Here is an 18,716-nt window from a genome sequence, read left to right as displayed (position 1 = left end):
AAACCGCCATCTGCTAAAGGATGAAGCATATCCGCACCCTTTGTTCCGCTCTTGCCGCCGCCCTGTCCGTCGGCGCCATGGCCCCGGCTGTTGCAGGCGATACGACCGGTATTTCCAAGGTCGAACTTCGTCCGGGCTGGCGCATGGATGATGGCACCCACATGGCTGCGTTGCATATCGTGCTGGAGCCGGGCTGGAAAACCTATTGGCGCGCGCCGGGGGATGCGGGCATCCCTCCACAATTCGACTGGACCGGATCGCGCAACATCACCGGCATTTCCGCGAATTGGCCGACGCCGGAAGTGTTCTTCGAGCAGGGCATGCGCTCCGTCGGATACACGTCCGACGTGGTCATTCCGCTGCATCTGGAGGCCGACGCAGCGGGCGCGGAAATGCATCTCGAAGGCGATATGACGATCGGGATTTGCAAGGACATCTGCATTCCGGCCCAGCTTTCGTTCGAGGCGACGCTGCCTCCATCCCAAACCCGGCCCGATCCGACCATTGCCGCAGCCCTGACCGACATGCCCTACACCGCACGTGAGGCGAATGTCGGCACGGTGAAATGTCGAATCGAACCCGCAAGAGATGGCGGTCTCGTCCTGCACACCCGGATCGACATGCCATCGGTCGGTGGGACCGAATATGTCGTGGTTGAAGCCGCCAATCCGCACATTTGGGTCGCCGAGCCGGACAGCAAGCGCGACGGCGGGTCTCTCTATGCCAGCACCCGCCTTGTGCATGTGGAGGGGCGCAGCTTCGCGCTCGACCGGTCAAAGCTTCGGTTCACCGTGATCGGCCCGTCACGCGCGGTCGACATCCAGGGCTGCACACCCTGACGCAGGTCACGCCGGACGTCGCACCCGCGCCACGCCCATGACGATCGCCGCGACCGCGTAGAGCACCAGGCAGATACCGGCGGCCCCCGCAACGAACAGCCCCAGCGCCAATCCGAGCGTCATCTCGCCCCCGAACGGCGTCCCCGACAGAATCGCGCGCAGCGCTTCGGGCAAGGCCCCTGTTGCAGCGAACGCACCCATTGTGGCGGCCAGCCATCCGACGATCAGTGCGGACGCCGCCCCCAAACCGACACGCACGCCATTCTGTCGGAAGCGCAATCCGCGACGCGCGGTCTTGGTCAGGCGCCCAATGTCGTTCTGGATGGCGATGAGCGACGGGACGATCAGCAGAACAAGAAACATGCCGAAGCCGAGACCGTACACCAGCGTGATCACCGTCGGCTTGAGGAATTGCGCCTGGCTCGATTGTTCGTAGAGCAACGGGACGAGGCCCAGAACCGTGGTGGCCGTGGTCAGGAACACCGGGCGCAAACGGTCGGCGGCACCGTCGATGATCGACGGAACCAACCCGCGCTCTTGCGCCTTTTCGTCGATGGTGGTCACCAGAACGATGGAGTCATTGATGATGATCCCCGTCATCCCCAAAAGACCCACCACCGTGAACATGCTGAGCGGCACATCCCAGACCGCGTGGCCATAGATGGTGCCGACCAGCCCGAACGGGATCACGGACATCACGACAAGCGGTCGTGTCCAGCTCGCAAACACCCAGGACAGGACAAGATAAATCGCCAGCAGCGACAGGATCAGACCGGTGCGTGCATCGTTGAGGAATTCGCCCTCCTGCTCGCTCAGCCCGGACAGGCGGTAATCGACTTGCCGTTCGCTCGCGATGGTCGGCAGGATCTCGGTTTCGAGCGCCAGCATGATCTCGTTTGCGCGGGCCGGATCATCCTCGGAAATGTCACCCGTGACCGAAATCAGGCGGATCCCGTTCTCGCGTCGGACGGTCGAAAACCCGGTCCGGCGGTCCACGCTGACGATATCGGCAAGCTGAACATAGGCTCCTTCGGGGGTCCGCATCTGCGTGCGTTCAAGGAAATCCGCCGTCAGTTCATCGGCGGGCAACTCCACCCGGATCTCGGCACTGCGGGGCCCGTCGGGATAGGTCGCCGCCTCAATCCCGCCAAGCCGGGCACGCAGGACACTGCCCAATCCGTCAATGGTAAAGCCCAGCGCCTGACCCTGTGGCGTCAGCTCAAGGATGAGCTCTTCCTTGTCGTAAGCCAGATTGTCCTCGACCGCCGATACCTCAGGATATTGCAGCAAGGCGGTTTTCAGGTCTTCGGACGCGGCTTTGAGCGTTTCCGCCGTTGCGCCGTAGAACTGGACATCCAGCGCATCACTGGCCGGGCCGCTGCCCCAGCTGCGGAAGCTGATGGTTTCGACCATCGGGTGACGCGGAACGCTGTCCTGCAATTCGCTGACGAAGGTCTGGCTCGAGAACGGGCGCAGATCGGCGTCGATCAATTCGATGGAGATGCCGCCCAGCTGATCGGCGTCCTTGGTATCCGCGCCAGCAATTCCGCGCCCTGCGTTTCCGCCGACCTCGGCGATCACGTAGTCGATCGGATTGACGCCATGACGATCTTCGAACGATTGCGCGACATCCTCGACCGACCGCTGAAAGATGCGCATCATTTCGAACGTGTCTTCACGGGTCGCCCCCGGTGCCATCGCGAAATTACCAGTGACAGAGCTTTGTTCGGGCGAATTGAAGAAGCGCCATTGCACATCACCACGAATAAAAAGCGCAGCCTGCGACGCGAGCAAAACCACCGCCCCGGCCAGTACCGCGTAGCGGGCCTGGATCACAAGCGCCATGAAGGGCCGGAAAAGGGTTTCCCGCACCCAGCGGAAGCCCCGGTTCACCACGCGTGACGGGACATCGTACCAGTGCTCTTTCGCGCTATGGGCAAGGGCGTGTGCCATATGGTTCGGCAGGATCAGGAAACATTCGATCAACGAGGCCGCAAGTACGGCAATCACGGTAAAGGGAATATCGGCGATCAGATCGCCAAAGCGTCCGCCGATCGCCACGAGGCCGAAAAAGGCGATGATCGTCGTCAGAGTGGCCGCAAAAACCGGTAGCGCCATGCGCTGTGCTGCGCGTTCGGCCGCTTCGATCGGAGTCAGGCCGTTGCGCGCCAGATGATCGGCGTGTTCGCCCACCACGATGGCGTCGTCCACGACGATCCCCAAAGTGATGATCAGCGCAAAAAGCGAGATCATGTTGATCGTGATCCCGGCGGCGTACATCAGCGCAATCGCCGCCATCATCGCGGCGGGAATCCCTGCGGCGACCCAGAACGCGGTGCGAGCGTTCAGGAACAGAAAGAGCAACATCACGACAAGCGCCAGCCCGGTCAGCCCGTTGTCCAGCAGGATGTCCAGACGCCCCGAGATCGCCTCGGCACGGGTGCGGATCAGATCGACGGTCACGCCATCCGGCAAGGAGGCTTCGAACTCCGCAGCCACCTCTTCGACTGTGCGCTGAATGGCGATGGCGTCGCCCTGGTCGCTCCGGTCGATGCGGATGGAGATGGCAGGATTTTCACCGACAAAGTAACTGCGTTCGCGGTCGATCCCTTCGACAAAAATCGTGGCAACGTCACCGACCGTCAGGTTCGAGCCATCGTCGTTCGACCGAAGCGCGATATCCGCGATCTGGTCGGCGCTGCGTTTCTCGACCCCAGTCCGGACGCGCGTGTTGGCGTTGCCGACATCACCTGCCGGGTCCGCGTCGACCTCTTGCGCGATGGCGTCGACGATCTCACGCATAGAGATATCAAAGGCGATCAGGTTGGCCGAAGGCACCTCGATCACCGTGCGCGGGGCCGACAGACCCCGAATGGTCGTGCGCGTCACGCCTTCGGCAAAGAGCCGGGTGCCCATCTCATCGGCGAACCGGGCGAGTTGATCGACCCCGACAGGACCGGTGATCACGACATCCGTCACCCTATCCCGCCACGTCCCGCGCCGGACGACCGGGTCCTCGGCATCCGCGGGTAGCGTCGTGACAGCGTCGACGGCGGTCTGCACATCGTCTGCGGCGCGCGACATATCCCATCCGGGCTCGAACTCCAGCCGGATGGTCGCGCGCCCCTCGCGCGAGGACGCTTCGGAGCTTTCCACTCCCTCAACCGCAAGGATCGCCGGTTCGAGAACCTGCACGATGCCTCGGTCCACGTCTTCGGCACCTGCACCGTCCCAGACAACCGACACGTCGACATCATCAACGACGACATCGGGGAAGAACTGCGCCCGCATGTTCGGGATGGAAAAGGCGCCCGCCGCAAGCAGCAGGATCAGAAGCAGGTTCGCAACCGTCCGGTGGCGCACGAAATAGCTTAATATACCGCTGGCTTTGCCTGAGAGAGTACGGACCACAGCTTAGCCTCCCATCCGGGATTCGATGCGTTCGACCACCTGAACCGGAACGGTGCCTTCAGACAGCTGTTGGAGGATACGCTGCCGGGCTTCTTCGGGCATCCGGGTGTTGGCCTCGACGAAGGCGGTGAGCCGGGCGCGCCGTTCTTCGGTCAATTCAACCATTTCCGGTTCCTCGGGTTCGGCGGTCCCCGCTTCCCGCAAGGGCCGAACCTTGATCCCCGCACCCAAGAGAGGTGTTCGTTCCGCGACGACCTCGCGGCCCTGCAAGCCTTCGGCACGCACCAGAACATCGTCGCCCTGACGGCGCAGCAGATTGACGCCGATTTCTTCAAGACGCTCTTCACCGGCCAGAACCAGCACCTGGTTCGCCGCATTCAAAGCCGATGCCGGCAACCGCGCGACCCGCTCCAACGGAGGCTCTTCGATCTCAACCGTGACGAAATCCCCCGGCCGAAAACCCGGTGCGCTGTCCAGCGTCGCGAAAAGCAGACGCCCGGTCTGACCATCGCCAACAGCCGCTCCCGCACGGCTCAGGGTGCCGGTCGCTGTCAGGTTGGTGCCGAAGACGTCCAAGGAAACGGTCACATCCGCTTCGGCCAATTGACCGCCCTCATCGAGCAGGCGGGCGAATTGCTGCGTCGAGACCCGGAAGGCGACTTCAAGCGCGTCGGCGTCGATCAGACGGGCCAGTTGTTCGTTCGAGGACACCAGCCGCCCCTGCACAACGGATACATCGGCGAGTGTTCCGGTAAAATCGGCCGTAATCAGAGTATCATCCAGCCGCCTTTGCGCTTCGGCCTCTGCGATGATGGACCGCGACAACCGCGTGGTCGCCTGATCTATCCGGGCCTCGGCCTGCGCAACTGCCTGACGCCGGGACAGCACGGCCTGCCGGGCCTGCGCGGCGGCAAGTTCGGCCACCTCGACTGCAGCGGCTGTGCCGACACCGCGCTCTTCAAGGTCGCGCTGACGCTGGAACGCGCGTTCGCGCAGCACCGCCTGCTCCTCGGCCGCGGCGAGTTCGTCCTGCGCCAGAACAAGCGCGCGCTCGGCCTCGCGCTGTTCGGCCTCGGCATCGAGGATTTCGCTTTGGACGCGCTGGAGCACCGACTCGGCATCGGTCGGGTCGATCCGCACGAGCACCTGACCTTCGGTGACAGCGCCGCCTTCGACGAATTCGGGTGCGATTTCGATGACCCGTCCGCCCACCGCAGCCCGCAACTCCAGGGTCCGCGCGCTGTCGATTTGGCCGAATGCGGTCAGCACCGGTGTGATCGTTTCGAAGTTGGCGGTGACGACATTCACGGCAAAAACGCGTTCGCGCTGCGGAAAGCTGCGCGGCTCTTGCGCCATGCGGTCTTGCACAGCATCGCGCACCTGCACCCCGGCATATACCAGAAGCCCAAGCGTCAGGGACAACAGAAAAAGCCCGGTCAGGCTACGGCGCAAAAACCGCATCGGCGACAATCCTTGGTAACAGGTCTGGTCTTACAGATAGCCAGATCTGCATGTTTTCCAATAACGTGTGTCTTCGTTACACGAAGATCGACGTTATTTCCGTCGCAATTGTTCGTCCAATCGCGGCAATATCTCGACAAAGTTACAAGGCCGGTGCCGATAATCGAGCTGGAGGCTCAGAATTTCGTCCCACGCGTCCTTGCACGCGCCGGGGCTCCCGGGCAGGGCAAAAAGGTAGGTGCCGTTGCGCACGCCGCCTGTCGCGCGGCTTTGGATGGCGCTGGTGCCGATCTTCTGGAACGACACCATCGTGAAGACGGTGCCAAAGGCGTCGATCTCTTTTTCGTAGACATCGCGATGCGCCTCGACGGTGACATCACGGCCGGTCAAACCTGTGCCACCCGTCGAGATCACAACGTCGATATCCGTCTGATCGCACCACGCGCGAAGCTGGGCCGCAATCTGGTCGCGCTCGTCCTGCACGATCTTGCGATCCGCCACGATATGTCCCGCCCCTTCGATGCGGCCCACAAGCGTGTCGCCAGACCGGTCTTCTTCAAGGGACCGCGTGTCACTCACCGTGAGGACGGCGATGCGGATGGGCAGGAAGTCTTTGCTTTCGTCGATACGGCTCATGGCTCAGGCTTTCGTGTTGAGGCGCGCTTGCAGATCAAGCAGATCCGCCCACGCTTCGCGTTTCGCCGCGGGATTGCGCAGAAGATAGGCGGGATGAAACATCGGCAGGACCGGCAGGCCGACGGCCTCGTCCCACTGTCCGCGCAGGCGCGTGATGCCGCGCTTGCCTAGTAGCGCCTGGCACGAGATGTTGCCCATCACGACAAGCAAATCGGGTTTGGCCAAAGCGATATGGCGCTTAAGAAACGGCAGCATCATGGCCATTTCATCGGGCTTCGGGTCTCGGTTTTGCGGCGGCCGCCAGGGCAGGACATTCGTGATGTAAACGGCCTGTGCCCCTTCGCGATCACGCCCCAGATCGATTGCCGACAGCATCCGGTCAAGCAGCTGACCGGCCCGGCCGACAAATGGTTTTCCGATCCGGTCCTCATCACGCCCCGGCGCTTCGCCGACGATCATGACACGGGCGCCCGCCACACCGTCGCAGAACACCAGATTGCGCGCGCCTTTTTGCAGCTCGCAATGTGGGTAAGCGGCCATGGCAGCCTGCAACGCGGGCAGGTCCTGTGCGGCGTTTGCCGCCGCTTCGGCCTCGGCCACCGGATCGAAAGTTTGGGCTGCCTGAACAGGAACGGCAGGGGCCTGAGCCCCCGCAGACACACCCGCCTTCGGCGGAGGCGCGACTTGCTCGAAACGATTGATGGGCGTGTCCGAGATCGCCTCGGTCACACCCATCTCAAGCTGCCACTCGAGCGCGGCGCGTGCCGCATGCCAGTCCAGTTGCGAATCCATGTGCAGAGCCTATCCCGGCTCAGGACGCTGCAAAAGCGGCGATCACCCGCCGCTCCTGCGTTTCCGATCACATCGGAGGGAATTGACCCGGATAGCGCTTCCAATCCGGCCAGATCGGTTGTGGCGAAGGATATCTTTGCACATGAACCGGAGCCGGAGCGGATTTGGGCGTGACAGCGGGCGCATGACGGGCCGGTCCAGCCCCGACGACACAGCCCTGTTCGACCATCGCCTTTGAAATGGCGTCGTAGTGGCCTCGGGCGCTGGCCAGTTGCGCGGATTGATCCACACTGATGGGCAACGCGAAAATCGCGGGCCAGAAAATCAGAGCGCTTGTTGTAAAGAACACGGTGTCAGATTGGGCTGCTTTTCGCTGCTCGGCGGTGACATGCCTCACGTATCCGGCAAGCGTCACGCGTTCGTTGTAAAGCTCCTGGCAGTTGGCACCACGATACACGATGCTGGGTATATAAGTGGCTGGTACGCGTTGCGCCTGCTCGGCACAGGCAGAAAGGAACAGTCCGGCCCCTAGCAGGAGGCCAGTGAAGGTCTTGTTAATATTCATGTTTTCCCCGCAGTTAGTCTTTTCGTCTTTACCCCAGAAAAAATAGGGCAGTCAACTATATGGAGAGTAAAATTATAATATAATCCCAATATATAGAGAGTTATCCACAAATTTTCGCAAAACCGGAGGCGGCTTGCCGCCCTGCTGGAGGGCACCTATAAGCAAGCTGCTCGGGTCAAGGGTTCAGATATGTACTTCAATCAAAAGCACCTGCTTGGGATCGAACCCCTCCGCCCGGACGAAATTACCACTTTGCTGGATTTGTCCGATCAATACGCCGATCGCAATCGCAAGCGGACGCCAAGCACCGATGTCCTGGCGGGCATGACGCAGATCAACATGTTTTTCGAGAATTCGACGCGAACGCAGGCCAGCTTTGAACTTGCGGGCAAGCGTTTGGGTGCGGATGTGATGAACATGGCGATGCAGGCGTCGTCGATCAAAAAGGGCGAAACGCTCGTTGATACAGCGATGACGCTGAACGCGATGCGGCCCGATCTGCTTGTCGTACGCCACCCGCAATCGGGCGCTGTGGACCTGCTGTCGCAAAAGGTCGATTGCGCGGTTCTGAATGCGGGCGACGGTCGCCACGAACATCCCACCCAGGCGCTGCTCGATGCGCTGACCATTCGGCGTGCCAAGGGACGGCTTCACCGGCTGTCCATCGCGATCTGCGGCGACATCGCCCATTCCCGCGTAGCGCGGTCCAATATCCTGCTGCTCGGCAAAATGGAGAACCGCGTCCGTCTGGTTGGCCCTCCGACCCTGATGCCCTCGGGCATTGCGGAGTTCGGGGTCGAGGTGTTCGAGGATATGCGCGAGGGGCTCAAGGATGTTGACGTCGTGATGATGCTGCGCCTCCAGAAAGAACGGATGGACGGCGGCTTTATCCCGTCGGAGCGCGAATATTACCATCGCTACGGGCTCGATGCGGAAAAGCTGGGCCATGCCAAGGAAGACGCGATCATCATGCATCCTGGCCCGATGAATCGCGGGGTCGAGATTGACGGCACGCTGGCGGATGACATCAACCGTTCGGTCATCCAGGAACAGGTCGAGATGGGTGTCGCCGTTCGCATGGCGGCCATGGACCTTTTGGCCAGATCGCTCCGGGACAGACGCACAGCACAGAACGAAAGCGTGATGGTATGAGCACAGCGATGCACATCAAGAGCAGCGAGACGGGTGTTCTGCGCGTGTTTCACATCGACCTCCCGCGCGAGGCGATCGAGCGCTTCACCACGCAGGCCGGAACCGGGGAATGGCCTTTGCAATACGCGCTTGGCGCGAAATCCCTGCGCGCCGATTTTGTCGAAGTGATCAACGTCAAGGACCTTGGCGACATGCCGTTGTCGCAATACCTGATCAACGCGCATGACGTCAGTGGTCGCGACTTCGACGCGGTGCGGTCGCGTCTGGATGCGCTGACCGGGTTCGTCCTCGTGCTGCCGTCACAGGCGTTCGATCGCACCGAACAGGACCTGACGATCTCTGCTCCGCTGCGCTGGATCGGCACCTTCAACGAACCCACGCCGTCCAGCACCACGGCCCCCATTCGCACGGCATCGGCCAAGGGCATCGGAGGCGGCGCATCCGCTCCGGCGCCCAAGGGATCGAACGCCTCGCTCTGGATCGTGTTCGGGCTCCTTGCGCTGATTGCGCTTGGTATCATTTTTGCCAAGTTTCTGCTGAACTGACCCGAGCGACGAAAACCCAATGATCGAATTCAAACCAGACCGGGACACCTACATTCGCGCGCATGGGGTAATGACCGCGATTGCCATGGGTGTCGGCATGCTGATCCTCTGGGCGCTTGGCAATCCGCATGTCTGGACGGGCGCCGTCGGCGGTCTGGCCGCTGTGGCGTTGCGCGGGTGGTATCTGTACGACGAGGTCATGGAAGAAACATGGACCCTCACCAAAACCCGCCTCGTTGGCCCTTACGAGCGCGTGGCCGCGCTGGATGAGATTGTCAAACTGCGTACCATCGCGGGATCTGTGCAAGTCATCACCCGCGCCGGAAACAAGCATCTCATCAAGTACCAGCCGGACCCAGACGCGGTGATCCAAAAGATCAACGCCGCCCGGCAAACAAAGGCGGTGTGACATGACGCTTCTCATCACCAACGCCCGGCTGATCGACCCAGAGGCGGGAACCGTATCGCCCGGCGCGCTTCTGATCCGGAACGGCGTCATTGCCGAAGTGTTCGACGCGCCCGAGCCGAACATCAGCACTGACAAAGTGCCGACCGAAAACCGGCGCAATGCGAACGGCAAATGCCTGGCGCCGGGGATTGTCGATATCGGTGTCAAGATCTGCGAACCGGGAGAACGCCACAAGGAAAGCTACGGCTCTGCCGGGCAGGCCGCCGCCGCCGGGGGCGTCACCACCATCGTCACCCGTCCCGACACCACACCGGCGATCGACACGCCCGAAGCGCTCGAATTCGTGCGCCGCCGCGCAAACGAGGCAGCCCCCGTGCATGTGCTGCCCATGGCCGCCCTGACCAAAGGCCGCGACGGACGCGAAATGACCGAGATCGGTTTTCTGATGGATGCCGGTGCGGTCGCGTTCACCGATTGCGACCGCGTTGTCCGCGACACTAAAGTACTCAGCCGCGCCATGACCTATGCCCGTGCGCTTGGCGCGTTGATTGTCGGTCATCCGCAGGAGCCAACACTCTCGGCCGGGGCGGCGACCACATCGGGCAAGTTCGCCTCGCTTCGCGGTCTACCCGGCGTGACCCCGATGGCCGAACGCATGGGTCTGGACCGCGACATCGCCCTCGTTGAGATGACCGGCGCGCGTTACCACGCCGACCAGATCACCACGACGCGCGCCCTTCCCGCATTGGAGCGCGCCAAGAACAATGGCTTCGACGTGACCGCAGGCGTGTCGATGCATCACCTGACGCTCAACGAATTCGACGTGGCCGACTACCGCACCTTCTTCAAGGTCAAGCCGCCCCTGCGGGCCGAGGATGACCGGCAAGCCGTGGTCGAGGCAGTGAAATCCGGCCTGATCGACGTAATCGGGTCGTTTCACACGCCGCAGGATGAGGAAAGCAAACGCTTGCCTTTCGAGGAAGCCGCCAGCGGCGCGGTGGGTCTGGAAACCATGCTGCCGGTACTGATGCGGCTCTATCATTCCGGAGATCTGGACCTGCCCACGCTGTTCCGGGCGCTTTCGCTGAATCCCGCAAAACGGCTTGGTCTGGAATGCGGACGTCTGGCCAAAGGCGCGCCTGCCGACCTGGTGCTGTTCGACCCTGACAAGCCGATCATCGTTGACCGGTTCAAGCTCAAGTCAAAGTCGAAAAACACGCCCTTTGACGGGGCGCGGCTTCAGGGTAAGGTTCTGGAAACCTTCGTCAGCGGAACATCGGTCTACCGGAGCGCCTGATGCCAGCATTTGAATCGAGCATCGCGGTACTCGCCCTTTGGGCTGTCATCGGCTATCTGCTCGGCACCATCCCGTTCGGCCTGATCCTGACCAAGGCGATGGGGCTTGGAAACCTCCGCGAAATCGGCTCGGGCAATATTGGCGCGACCAATGTCTTGCGCACCGGAAACAAAGGCGCCGCTGCCGCGACCTTGATCCTTGATGGCGCAAAAGGTGCGGTCGCCGTTCTCTTGGCGCGCGCGATGGCCGGAGAGGACGCGGCACAGATCACCGCGCTCGCGGCGTTTCTTGGGCATTGCTACCCGGCCTGGCTCAATTTCAAGGGCGGCAAGGGGGTGGCCACGTTCCTTGGCCTGATGCTGGCGCTTGCATGGCCCGTCGGCCTTCTCGCTTGTGCGACATGGCTGGCCACGGCGGTGATCAGCCGGATCTCCAGCCTGTCGGCCTTGGTCGCTGCCACATGGTCAACGCTCTGGTGTCTCCTGGTCGGGCAGGGGCAGGTCTTTGTTCTGTGCGTCATCCTTGCCCTGCTGATCGTATGGCGACACCGCGAAAATCTGGCGCGCCTCAAGGCTGGAACGGAGCCTCGGATCGGCAAATCCAAAACCTGATGCGTCTGGCGACGGCGAACGCCGAGAACCCAAATCGACCGACAGTGTCGCTTTTGACATGACGTGAATGCAGGTTTCCCCAAATACTGGATCCAAGCCAGCCACGGAACCCGCCATGTCCAAAGACCCGCTTCTCCAACCGTTCCAGCTCAAACATCTGACGCTGAAAAACCGGATCATGACCACGGCGCATGAACCAGCCTATCCCGAGGACGGGATGCCCAAGGATCGCTACATCGCGTATCATACCGAACGGGCCAAGGGCGGTGTGGCGATGGCGATGACCGCTGGGTCGGCGTCTGTTTCCAAAGACAGCCCGCCGGTGTTCAACAACGTCATCGCCCATGACGACCGCGTGGTGGCGTGGATCACGCGGCTGACCGATGCGCTGCACGAACACGGCTGCGCGGCGATGATCCAGTTGACCCATCTGGGCCGCCGCACCGTCTGGAACAAGGGCGACTGGCTACCGTCGGTATCGTCATCGAAGCACCGGGAACCAGCGCACAAGGCGTTTCCAAAGTTGGCCGAGGATTGGGACATCGCCCGCATCATCACCGATTTCGCCGATGCGGCGGAACGAATGAAAGCGGGCGGCATGGACGGTATCGAGCTTGAGGTCTACGGCCACCTTCTCGATCAGTTCTGGTCCCCGTTGACCAACGATCTGACCGGGCCTTACGGCGCCGACACGCTGGAAAACCGGATGCGGTTCCCGATGGAGGTGCTGGCGGCGATCCGCAAGCGCGTCGGGCCGGATTTCATCGTCGGCTTCCGCATGGCCGTGGACGAGGTTCAGAAAGGCGGAATCACCGCCGAAGACGGCATCAGGATGGCGCAGATCGTGGCCGGGACTGGGCAGCTCGATTTCCTCAACATCATCCGGGGCCGCATCCACACCGACCCAGCCCTGACCGGTGTGATCCCGCTTCAGGGCATGAAAAGCGCGCCGCATATCGACTTTGCCGGAACGGTGCGCGCCGCGACTGGCCTGCCCACCTTTCACGCCGCGCGCATCCCCGATGTCGCCACGGCCCGACACGCGGTGCAGGCGGGCCTGCTGGATATGGTGGGCATGACCCGCGCCCACATGGCTGATCCGCATATCGTGCGAAAGATCATCGAGGGCCGCGAACACGATATCCGCCCCTGCGTCGGGGCCACCTATTGCCTTGATCGCATCTATGGCGCTGGTGAGGCGCTCTGTATCCACAACGTCTCCACCGGGCGCGAACTGACCGTCCCGCACGAGATCACGCCCGCCCAAGTGCTGCGCAAGGTGGTGGTCGTCGGGGCCGGCCCCGGCGGTCTTGAAGCGGCGCGCGTGGCGGCCGAGCGGGGCCATACCGTGACCGTGTTCGAGGCGCAGCCCGAGCCAGGCGGCCAGATCCGCCTGACCGCGCAAAGCCCCCGGCGCCGCGAGATGATCGGGATCATCGACTGGCGCATGGCGCAATGCGCCGCCCGCGACGTGACCTTCCATTTCAACACCTGGGCCGAGGCCGAGGTCGTGACCGCGCTGAACCCCGATGTGGTCATCATCGCGACCGGCGGATTGCCCAATCTCGAGCTTTTTGAAAGCGGCGCCGAGGCCGAGCATGTGATCTCTGCCTGGGACATCATCTCGGGCGATGTGAAACCCGCGACCCGCGTTCTGATCTACGACGAATCCGGCGATCACCCCGGGCTGCAAGCCGCAGAGATTGCCGCCGCCGCCGGGTCTCATGTCGAGATCATGACCCCGGACCGCAGCTTTGCCCCCGATGTCATGGGCATGAACCTTGCCCCGTACATGCGCAACTTGCAGGACAAGGATGTCACCTTCACCGTGGCACGCCGTCTGCTGTCGGCCACGCGCCGGGGCAACACCCTGACCGCGACAGTCGGGACGGACTACAGCGATCACACCTATGAACAGGATTTCGATCAGATCGTCTTGAATTACGGCACGATGCCGATGGCCGACCTGTATTTCGACCTCAAACCGCTGAGCGGCAACACCGGCGCGGTTGACTACGAGGCGCTTGTGGCAGGCATCCCGCAGCCCGATGTCGAAGGGTTCCAACTCTATCGCATCGGCGACGCGGTTTCTGCCCGCAACACCCATGCGGCAATCTATGACGCCATGCGCCTGATGCGCGTGATGTGAAAAAGGCCGGGCAGCGATGCCCGACCTTTTCCCGATATGTCGCCGCTTATTCCGCCGCGTCGCGCTTGGGCAGGACCCAGTCGGGGCGCGGAAAGTGGCAGGTATAGCCGTTCGGGAACCGCTCCAGGTAATCCTGATGCTCGGGCTCTGCTTCCCAGAAATCGCCCACGGGCTCGACCTCGGTCACGACCTTGCCGGGCCAGATGCCCGACGCGTTCACATCGGCAATCGTATCCTCAGCCACAGCCTTCTGATCTTCATCGATATAGTAAATCGCCGACCGATAGCTCATCCCGCGGTCATTGCCCTGACGGTTGAGCGTGGTCGGATCGTGGATCTGGAAGAAGAACTCCAGCAGCTGCCGAAACGAAATCTTGGCGGGATCAAACAGGATCTCGATCCCCTCGGCATGGGTGCCGTGGTTGCGATAGGTCGCGTTCGGAACATCGCCCCCGGTATAGCCGACACGGGTCTTTTCGACGCCCGGAAGCTTGCGGATCAGGTCCTGCATTCCCCAGAAACAGCCCCCCGCCAATACAGCGCGCTCAGTCATGCCACGTCCTCCACTTGGTTCAGATAGTCGCCATAGCCTTCGGCCTCCATGTCGTCGCGATGGATGAACCGCAGGCTGGCGGAATTGATGCAATAGCGCAAACCGCCCCGGTCTTGGGGGCCATCCGGGAACACATGCCCGAGATGGCTGTCACCGTGGGCCGACCGCACCTCGGTGCGGATCATCCCGTGGCTCAGGTCGCGCAATTCGTTGACATGCGCCGGCTCGATCGGCTTGGTGAAACTTGGCCAGCCGCACCCGGATTCATACTTGTCGGACGACGCAAAAAGCGGCTCACCGCTGACGATGTCGACGTAGATGCCCGGCTCCTTGTTGTCGAGATATTCGCCCGTGCCCGGCCGTTCCGTCCCGCTTTCCTGCGTGACGTAAAACTGTTCGGGTGACAGCGTCGCGATGACGTCCGTGTTCTTTTCGTACTTCGCCATGAGATGCCTCCTGTCCGTGATCTTGACCTATAGATGGCGCGCCCGCGCCAAAGTCCAACCCTTGTTACAGGGCCGTCGCCGCGTCGTGAGCGGCGATCCGGGGCCTGCCCGTTGCCTCGACCACGATCCGGGCTTCGACGAAGATCTCCCGCGCCTCCACCTCGGTGCGGGTGATGTGGCGGCTGGCATGTAGATGCACCGATGCGGCACCCGCCGCTTCGGCATCCGCCTGTGCCGCGCTGCGCAAGGCCGCCTCCAACGCGTCCAATGCCGCTGACGGTTCGGGGAAATCCAGCGGCGTCTCTCCGATATGCGCCCGGTAGCGCCCTTCGGACGGGCTTGTCACCGTGCCTTCGCGGATCATCCTGATGCGCCCCGTCACCGCCCCGATGGCATTCGCCACATCCCCGTCCTCGGGCAAGAGCGTTTCCGCGTTCAGGAACGCACCGACCGCAGGGTACGTCACTTTGGCCGACGCGCCGAGGCCGATCACCGGAACCGACAGGGCAGCGGTCATCTGGACCAGCCCGGGGGATCGGCGCAGCCCGCGATGCAACAAGGCGTGCCGCGCCAATCCCTGCGGATCATCCAGACCATCCGCCGCGAACGCCGCCTCGATCAGCGCGGTTCCCGTCGCAGTGGTCAGGGCATCAACCACACGCTGCGCCATCGCGGCGGCGGTTTCCGCGTGACGATTGCCGGAACCGCCACGCTTGCGGGCCAAAAGCCGCAATGCCTTTTCCGAAGCATCGGCATCCCAATGGTCGAACCGCCCCAGCACGTGAAACGCGTCAGTCGGCGTGACCCCGGCCACCTGCACCAAACCACGCGCCACGAGGCTGCGCAGCGCCTGCGCCTCGAGCCGGGTGGTCAGGACATGGTCCAAGGGCTGCGGTGTTTCCGTCACACGGTCCAAGACCGCGCGGGCACGGTCGCTCAACCCCGCCTCGTCCTGCCCGGCCACTCGGCGCACGAAGCGCGCGTCATGCTCTCCCGGAACGGTTCGGTTGAGTTGTTCCTCCAGCGCGCGATGCACAACCTCCGGCGCATCGCGCGCGATCAGGGCAATCGGCAAAAGCCGTTTTGGCCCCAGCGTGACAGTGGCCTCCAGACCCTGATCCGCGACATGCACCTCGCTGTCGCCACCAAGCCCGTGCGTGCGCATCGCCACCGCTTCGACCATCGTGCGATGCTGCCCGACGCGCGCACCATCGGGGTCGATCACCGGGCGTCCGTCACGCAGCAGCGCAATATCGGTCGTCGTTCCCCCGACATCCGACACCAGCGCATGATCCGCCCCGGTCAGCCAGCGCGCGCCGACGATGGACGCGGCGGGCCCGCTCAGGATCGTCTCGATAGGCCGCTCCTGTGCCTGCGCCGCCGACATGAGCGCGCCGTCCCCCCGCACCACCATGAGCGGCGCGTCGATGCCAAGCTCCCGCAGCGCCCCCTCGGCCCGCCCGATCAGGCGGTGCGTCAACCCGATCAACCGCGCGTTCAGCACCGCCGTCAGCGCCCGTTTCGGACCTCCCAGCTTGGCCGAAAGCTCATGCGAACAGGTCACCGGCTTGCCTGTGGCGGCCCGCACCGCGTCGCGCGCGGCGATCTCGTGCGCCGGGTTGCGGGTGCCGAACTGCGCCGCGATGGCAAAGGCCGACACGTCCTGCACCTTCGCCCACTCGGCGATCAGACCTGCATCCAGCGGGGCGGCTTCCGTCCCGGCATGGCTGTGCCCACCAGGCGTCAGCAGGACAGGATCGTCGCCCAGCGCGTCCTTCAGGCCCTGAGAGGCAAGATCCTTTTCGGCGAACCCGATATAGATCAGCGCCACCCGCGCGCCCTGTCCTTCGACAAGCGCATTCGTGGCCAAGGTGGTCGAGAGCGATGCCAAGGCGATCTCGGCGGGGGACACTCCCGAGTGATCCAGCACCGCGCGAACCGCAGCGCCGACCCCTTCGGCCAAATCATGCCGCGTGGTCAGCGCCTTGGCCTTGGCAATCACCGCGTCTTCGTCGCGCATCAGAACCGCATCGGTATAGGTGCCACCCGTGTCGACGCCCAAGAGTATCGCCATCATGTGTCCCCGTGCATGACCGCCCAGCGCGCCGCATCCGCAACCACCGGATCGGGATCGTCCACCAATCGCTGCGCCACTGCGCGCAACCGGGCCGACCCGGAATTGCCGATGGCATAAAGCACATTGCGGACAAACCGTCCGCGCCCAATCCGCTTGATCGGTGAGCCGGAGAACCGCGCGCGGAACGCCGTATCGTCGAGCAGCGCCAGCTCAGCCAGATCGGGAGCCAAGAGATCCTCGCGCGCGTGGTACTTCGCCTCCGCAGCGCGGCGGGCAAACTTGTTCCAGGGGCACACGGCAAGGCAATCGTCACACCCGTAGATCCGGTTACCCAATTTCGACCGGAGCTCTTCATCAACCGGGCCGTGATGCTCGATCGTGAGATACGAAATGCAGCGCCGCGCATCCAACTGGTACGGGGCCGGAAACGCATCGGTCGGGCAGACGTCCAGACAGGCGCGGCACGACCCGCAATGATCCACCTCCGCCGCATCCGGCTCCAACTCCAGCGTGGTAAACACCGACCCGATGAAGAACCAGGATCCCAGCTCGCGCGACACGAGGTTGGTGTGCTTGCCCTGCCAGCCGAGTCCCGCCGCCTGCCCCAAGGCTTTCTCGGGAACGGGTGCGGTATCGACAAACACCTTCACCTCACCCCCGGCCTCGGCGATCAACCACCGCGCCAAGCGTTTGAGCCGCTTCTTGACCACATCATGATAATCGCGGTTCTGCGCATAAACCGAAATCGCCGCCTGCTGACGTTGCTCCAGAACCGCAAGCGGATCATGCTCAGGACCGTAATTCTCGGCCAGCATGATCACGGATCGGGCCTCGGGCCAAAGAACCTGCGGTGCCGACCGCCAATGCGCCCGGTCCGCCAGCCAGCTCATCTGCCCATGATACCCGGCATCGAGAAAGGCTCTCAGCCGCGCCGGCACGTCCGGAACATCCCAGGGCCGACAAATGCGACAGGACGCGAAACCCTCGTCCAGGGCCTGCGTCTTGATACGCGCGGTCAGACCCATTTGGCAGAACTGCTTCTTTGGGCTGAAAATACTTCGGGGAGTGTGAGGGGCTGGCCCCTCACTCCGACATCGGGATCAGAAATCCAGATCGGCATAGTGCGGCGGCTGCGGAAATCCCGGCACCTGGTCGGCAAGGATCGATCGGAAGGCCGGGCGCGACTTGATCTTGGCATACCAATCCTTGACAGCCTCGCTGCGGTTCCAGTCCACGTCCCGAATGTAATCCAGCGACGACAGATGCGCAGCAGCTGCGAAATCGGCAAGCGTCATCGTGTCCCCCGCAAGCCAGCGGCGGTGATCCAGAAGCCAGGCCATGTAGTCGAGGTGGTACTTGATCGCCTTGGCCCCGGCCTTGACGTTGCCCGAATCCGGGAACCCTTGTTTGGTGACCTTCTTGTTCACCCGTTCGTACAAGAGCTTGGACGTCACTTCATTGTGGAACTTGTCGTCGAACCATCCCACCAGCCGCCGCACCTCATAACGCGCTTCTGACGATCGCGGCATCAGCGGCGGTTCGGGGTATTTCTCTTCCAGATATTCGCAGATCGCAGCGCTTTCGGCCATCGTGCGCCCGTCGATCTTGAGCACCGGCACCTTCGCGGCCGGGTTGCGCCGCAGAAAGTCCGGGTCTTTTTCCCAGTACCGTTCCTCGATCAACTCGCACTCGATCTTCTTTTCGGCAAGGCTCAACCGCACCTTCCGGCAAAAGGGTGACAACGGAACATGATAGAGTTTGGCCATGCGAAGC

At 62.9% G+C, this 18,716-nt stretch carries 17 protein-coding genes; 7 read left to right on the top strand and 10 right to left on the bottom strand.

Going from position 1 to position 18,716, the window contains the following annotated elements; translation table 11 throughout:
- The first annotated feature begins 20 nt into the window (after positions 1-20).
- Entirely contained in the window at positions 21-839 is an 819-nt protein-coding gene (locus Q1B16_RS09915) for a protein-disulfide reductase DsbD domain-containing protein (RefSeq protein ID WP_299787331.1), read from the top strand.
- Between the two features lie 6 nt (positions 840-845).
- Here Q1B16_RS09915 and Q1B16_RS09910 read toward each other — a convergent pair whose 3' ends face one another.
- The 5 genes from Q1B16_RS09910 to Q1B16_RS09890 form a co-directional block, all read right to left on the bottom strand.
- On the bottom strand, positions 846-4,250 hold the full coding sequence (locus tag Q1B16_RS09910) for an efflux RND transporter permease subunit (protein ID WP_299787328.1): 3,405 nt from the start codon (positions 4,248-4,250) through the stop codon (positions 846-848).
- A gap of 3 nt (positions 4,251-4,253) precedes the next feature.
- Positions 4,254-5,711: an HlyD family efflux transporter periplasmic adaptor subunit gene (locus tag Q1B16_RS09905; protein WP_299787325.1), complete on the bottom strand. Its 1,458-nt coding sequence runs from the start codon at positions 5,709-5,711 to the stop codon at positions 4,254-4,256.
- A 93-nt stretch (positions 5,712-5,804) separates the two neighbouring features.
- Entirely contained in the window at positions 5,805-6,347 is a 543-nt protein-coding gene (gene moaB / locus Q1B16_RS09900; protein WP_299787322.1) for a molybdenum cofactor biosynthesis protein B, read from the bottom strand.
- 3 nt (positions 6,348-6,350) lie between these two features.
- Positions 6,351-7,139: a uracil-DNA glycosylase gene (locus tag Q1B16_RS09895; RefSeq protein ID WP_299787319.1), complete on the bottom strand. Its 789-nt coding sequence runs from the start codon at positions 7,137-7,139 to the stop codon at positions 6,351-6,353.
- Between the two features lie 67 nt (positions 7,140-7,206).
- Entirely contained in the window at positions 7,207-7,704 is a 498-nt protein-coding gene (locus Q1B16_RS09890) for a hypothetical protein (RefSeq protein ID WP_299787315.1), read from the bottom strand.
- A gap of 189 nt (positions 7,705-7,893) precedes the next feature.
- On the opposite strand from Q1B16_RS09890, the gene Q1B16_RS09885 reads away from it, so the two are divergent.
- From Q1B16_RS09885 to Q1B16_RS09860, 6 genes are all read left to right on the top strand, one after another.
- Positions 7,894-8,856, top strand: coding sequence for an aspartate carbamoyltransferase catalytic subunit (locus Q1B16_RS09885; protein WP_299787312.1), 963 nt, complete (start codon positions 7,894-7,896; stop codon positions 8,854-8,856).
- Positions 8,853-9,401, top strand: a complete 549-nt coding sequence (locus Q1B16_RS09880; protein WP_299787309.1) for an aspartate carbamoyltransferase catalytic subunit — start codon at positions 8,853-8,855, stop codon at positions 9,399-9,401. The genes Q1B16_RS09885 and Q1B16_RS09880 overlap by 4 nt, the downstream gene beginning before the upstream one ends.
- A 19-nt stretch (positions 9,402-9,420) precedes the next feature.
- Entirely contained in the window at positions 9,421-9,810 is a 390-nt protein-coding gene (locus Q1B16_RS09875) for a hypothetical protein (RefSeq protein ID WP_299787306.1), read from the top strand.
- Between the two features lies 1 nt (position 9,811).
- Positions 9,812-11,107 (top strand): dihydroorotase, encoded by a 1,296-nt coding sequence (pyrC, locus tag Q1B16_RS09870; RefSeq protein WP_299787303.1) that lies wholly within the window; start codon positions 9,812-9,814, stop codon positions 11,105-11,107.
- Positions 11,107-11,718 carry a glycerol-3-phosphate 1-O-acyltransferase PlsY gene (gene plsY, locus Q1B16_RS09865; RefSeq protein ID WP_299787300.1) on the top strand — a complete coding sequence of 204 codons (612 nt, stop codon included), beginning with the start codon at positions 11,107-11,109 and terminating at the stop codon, positions 11,716-11,718. Before pyrC ends, plsY begins: the two co-directional genes overlap by 1 nt.
- Before the next feature lie 115 nt (positions 11,719-11,833).
- Positions 11,834-13,867: an NADH:flavin oxidoreductase gene (locus tag Q1B16_RS09860; protein WP_299787297.1), complete on the top strand. Its 2,034-nt coding sequence runs from the start codon at positions 11,834-11,836 to the stop codon at positions 13,865-13,867.
- Positions 13,868-13,913: 46 nt separating this feature from the next.
- Here Q1B16_RS09860 and msrA read toward each other — a convergent pair whose 3' ends face one another.
- The 5 genes from msrA to Q1B16_RS09835 form a co-directional block, all read right to left on the bottom strand.
- Positions 13,914-14,420, bottom strand: coding sequence for a peptide-methionine (S)-S-oxide reductase MsrA (msrA, locus tag Q1B16_RS09855; RefSeq protein ID WP_299787294.1), 507 nt, complete (start codon positions 14,418-14,420; stop codon positions 13,914-13,916).
- Positions 14,417-14,866 (bottom strand): peptide-methionine (R)-S-oxide reductase MsrB, encoded by a 450-nt coding sequence (msrB, locus tag Q1B16_RS09850; protein WP_299787291.1) that lies wholly within the window; start codon positions 14,864-14,866, stop codon positions 14,417-14,419. Before msrB ends, msrA begins: the two co-directional genes overlap by 4 nt.
- Positions 14,867-14,930: 64 nt before the next feature.
- Positions 14,931-16,940 (bottom strand): hydantoinase/oxoprolinase family protein, encoded by a 2,010-nt coding sequence (locus Q1B16_RS09845; RefSeq protein ID WP_299787288.1) that lies wholly within the window; start codon positions 16,938-16,940, stop codon positions 14,931-14,933.
- Positions 16,940-17,968: a tRNA epoxyqueuosine(34) reductase QueG gene (gene queG / locus Q1B16_RS09840; protein WP_299787285.1), complete on the bottom strand. Its 1,029-nt coding sequence runs from the start codon at positions 17,966-17,968 to the stop codon at positions 16,940-16,942. The genes Q1B16_RS09845 and queG overlap by 1 nt, the downstream gene beginning before the upstream one ends.
- Before the next feature lie 75 nt (positions 17,969-18,043).
- Complete coding sequence (locus Q1B16_RS09835; RefSeq protein WP_299787282.1) at positions 18,044-18,709, bottom strand: glutathione S-transferase family protein; 666 nt, start codon at positions 18,707-18,709, stop codon at positions 18,044-18,046.
- Positions 18,710-18,716 lie beyond the last annotated feature (7 nt).

Origin of the sequence: uncultured Marivita sp., assembly GCF_947488135.1 — a bacterium.
GTDB lineage: Bacteria > Pseudomonadota > Alphaproteobacteria > Rhodobacterales > Rhodobacteraceae > Marivita.
Note: the sequence above shows the minus strand (reverse complement) of the source record. Positions and strands in the feature narration are given on the sequence as shown.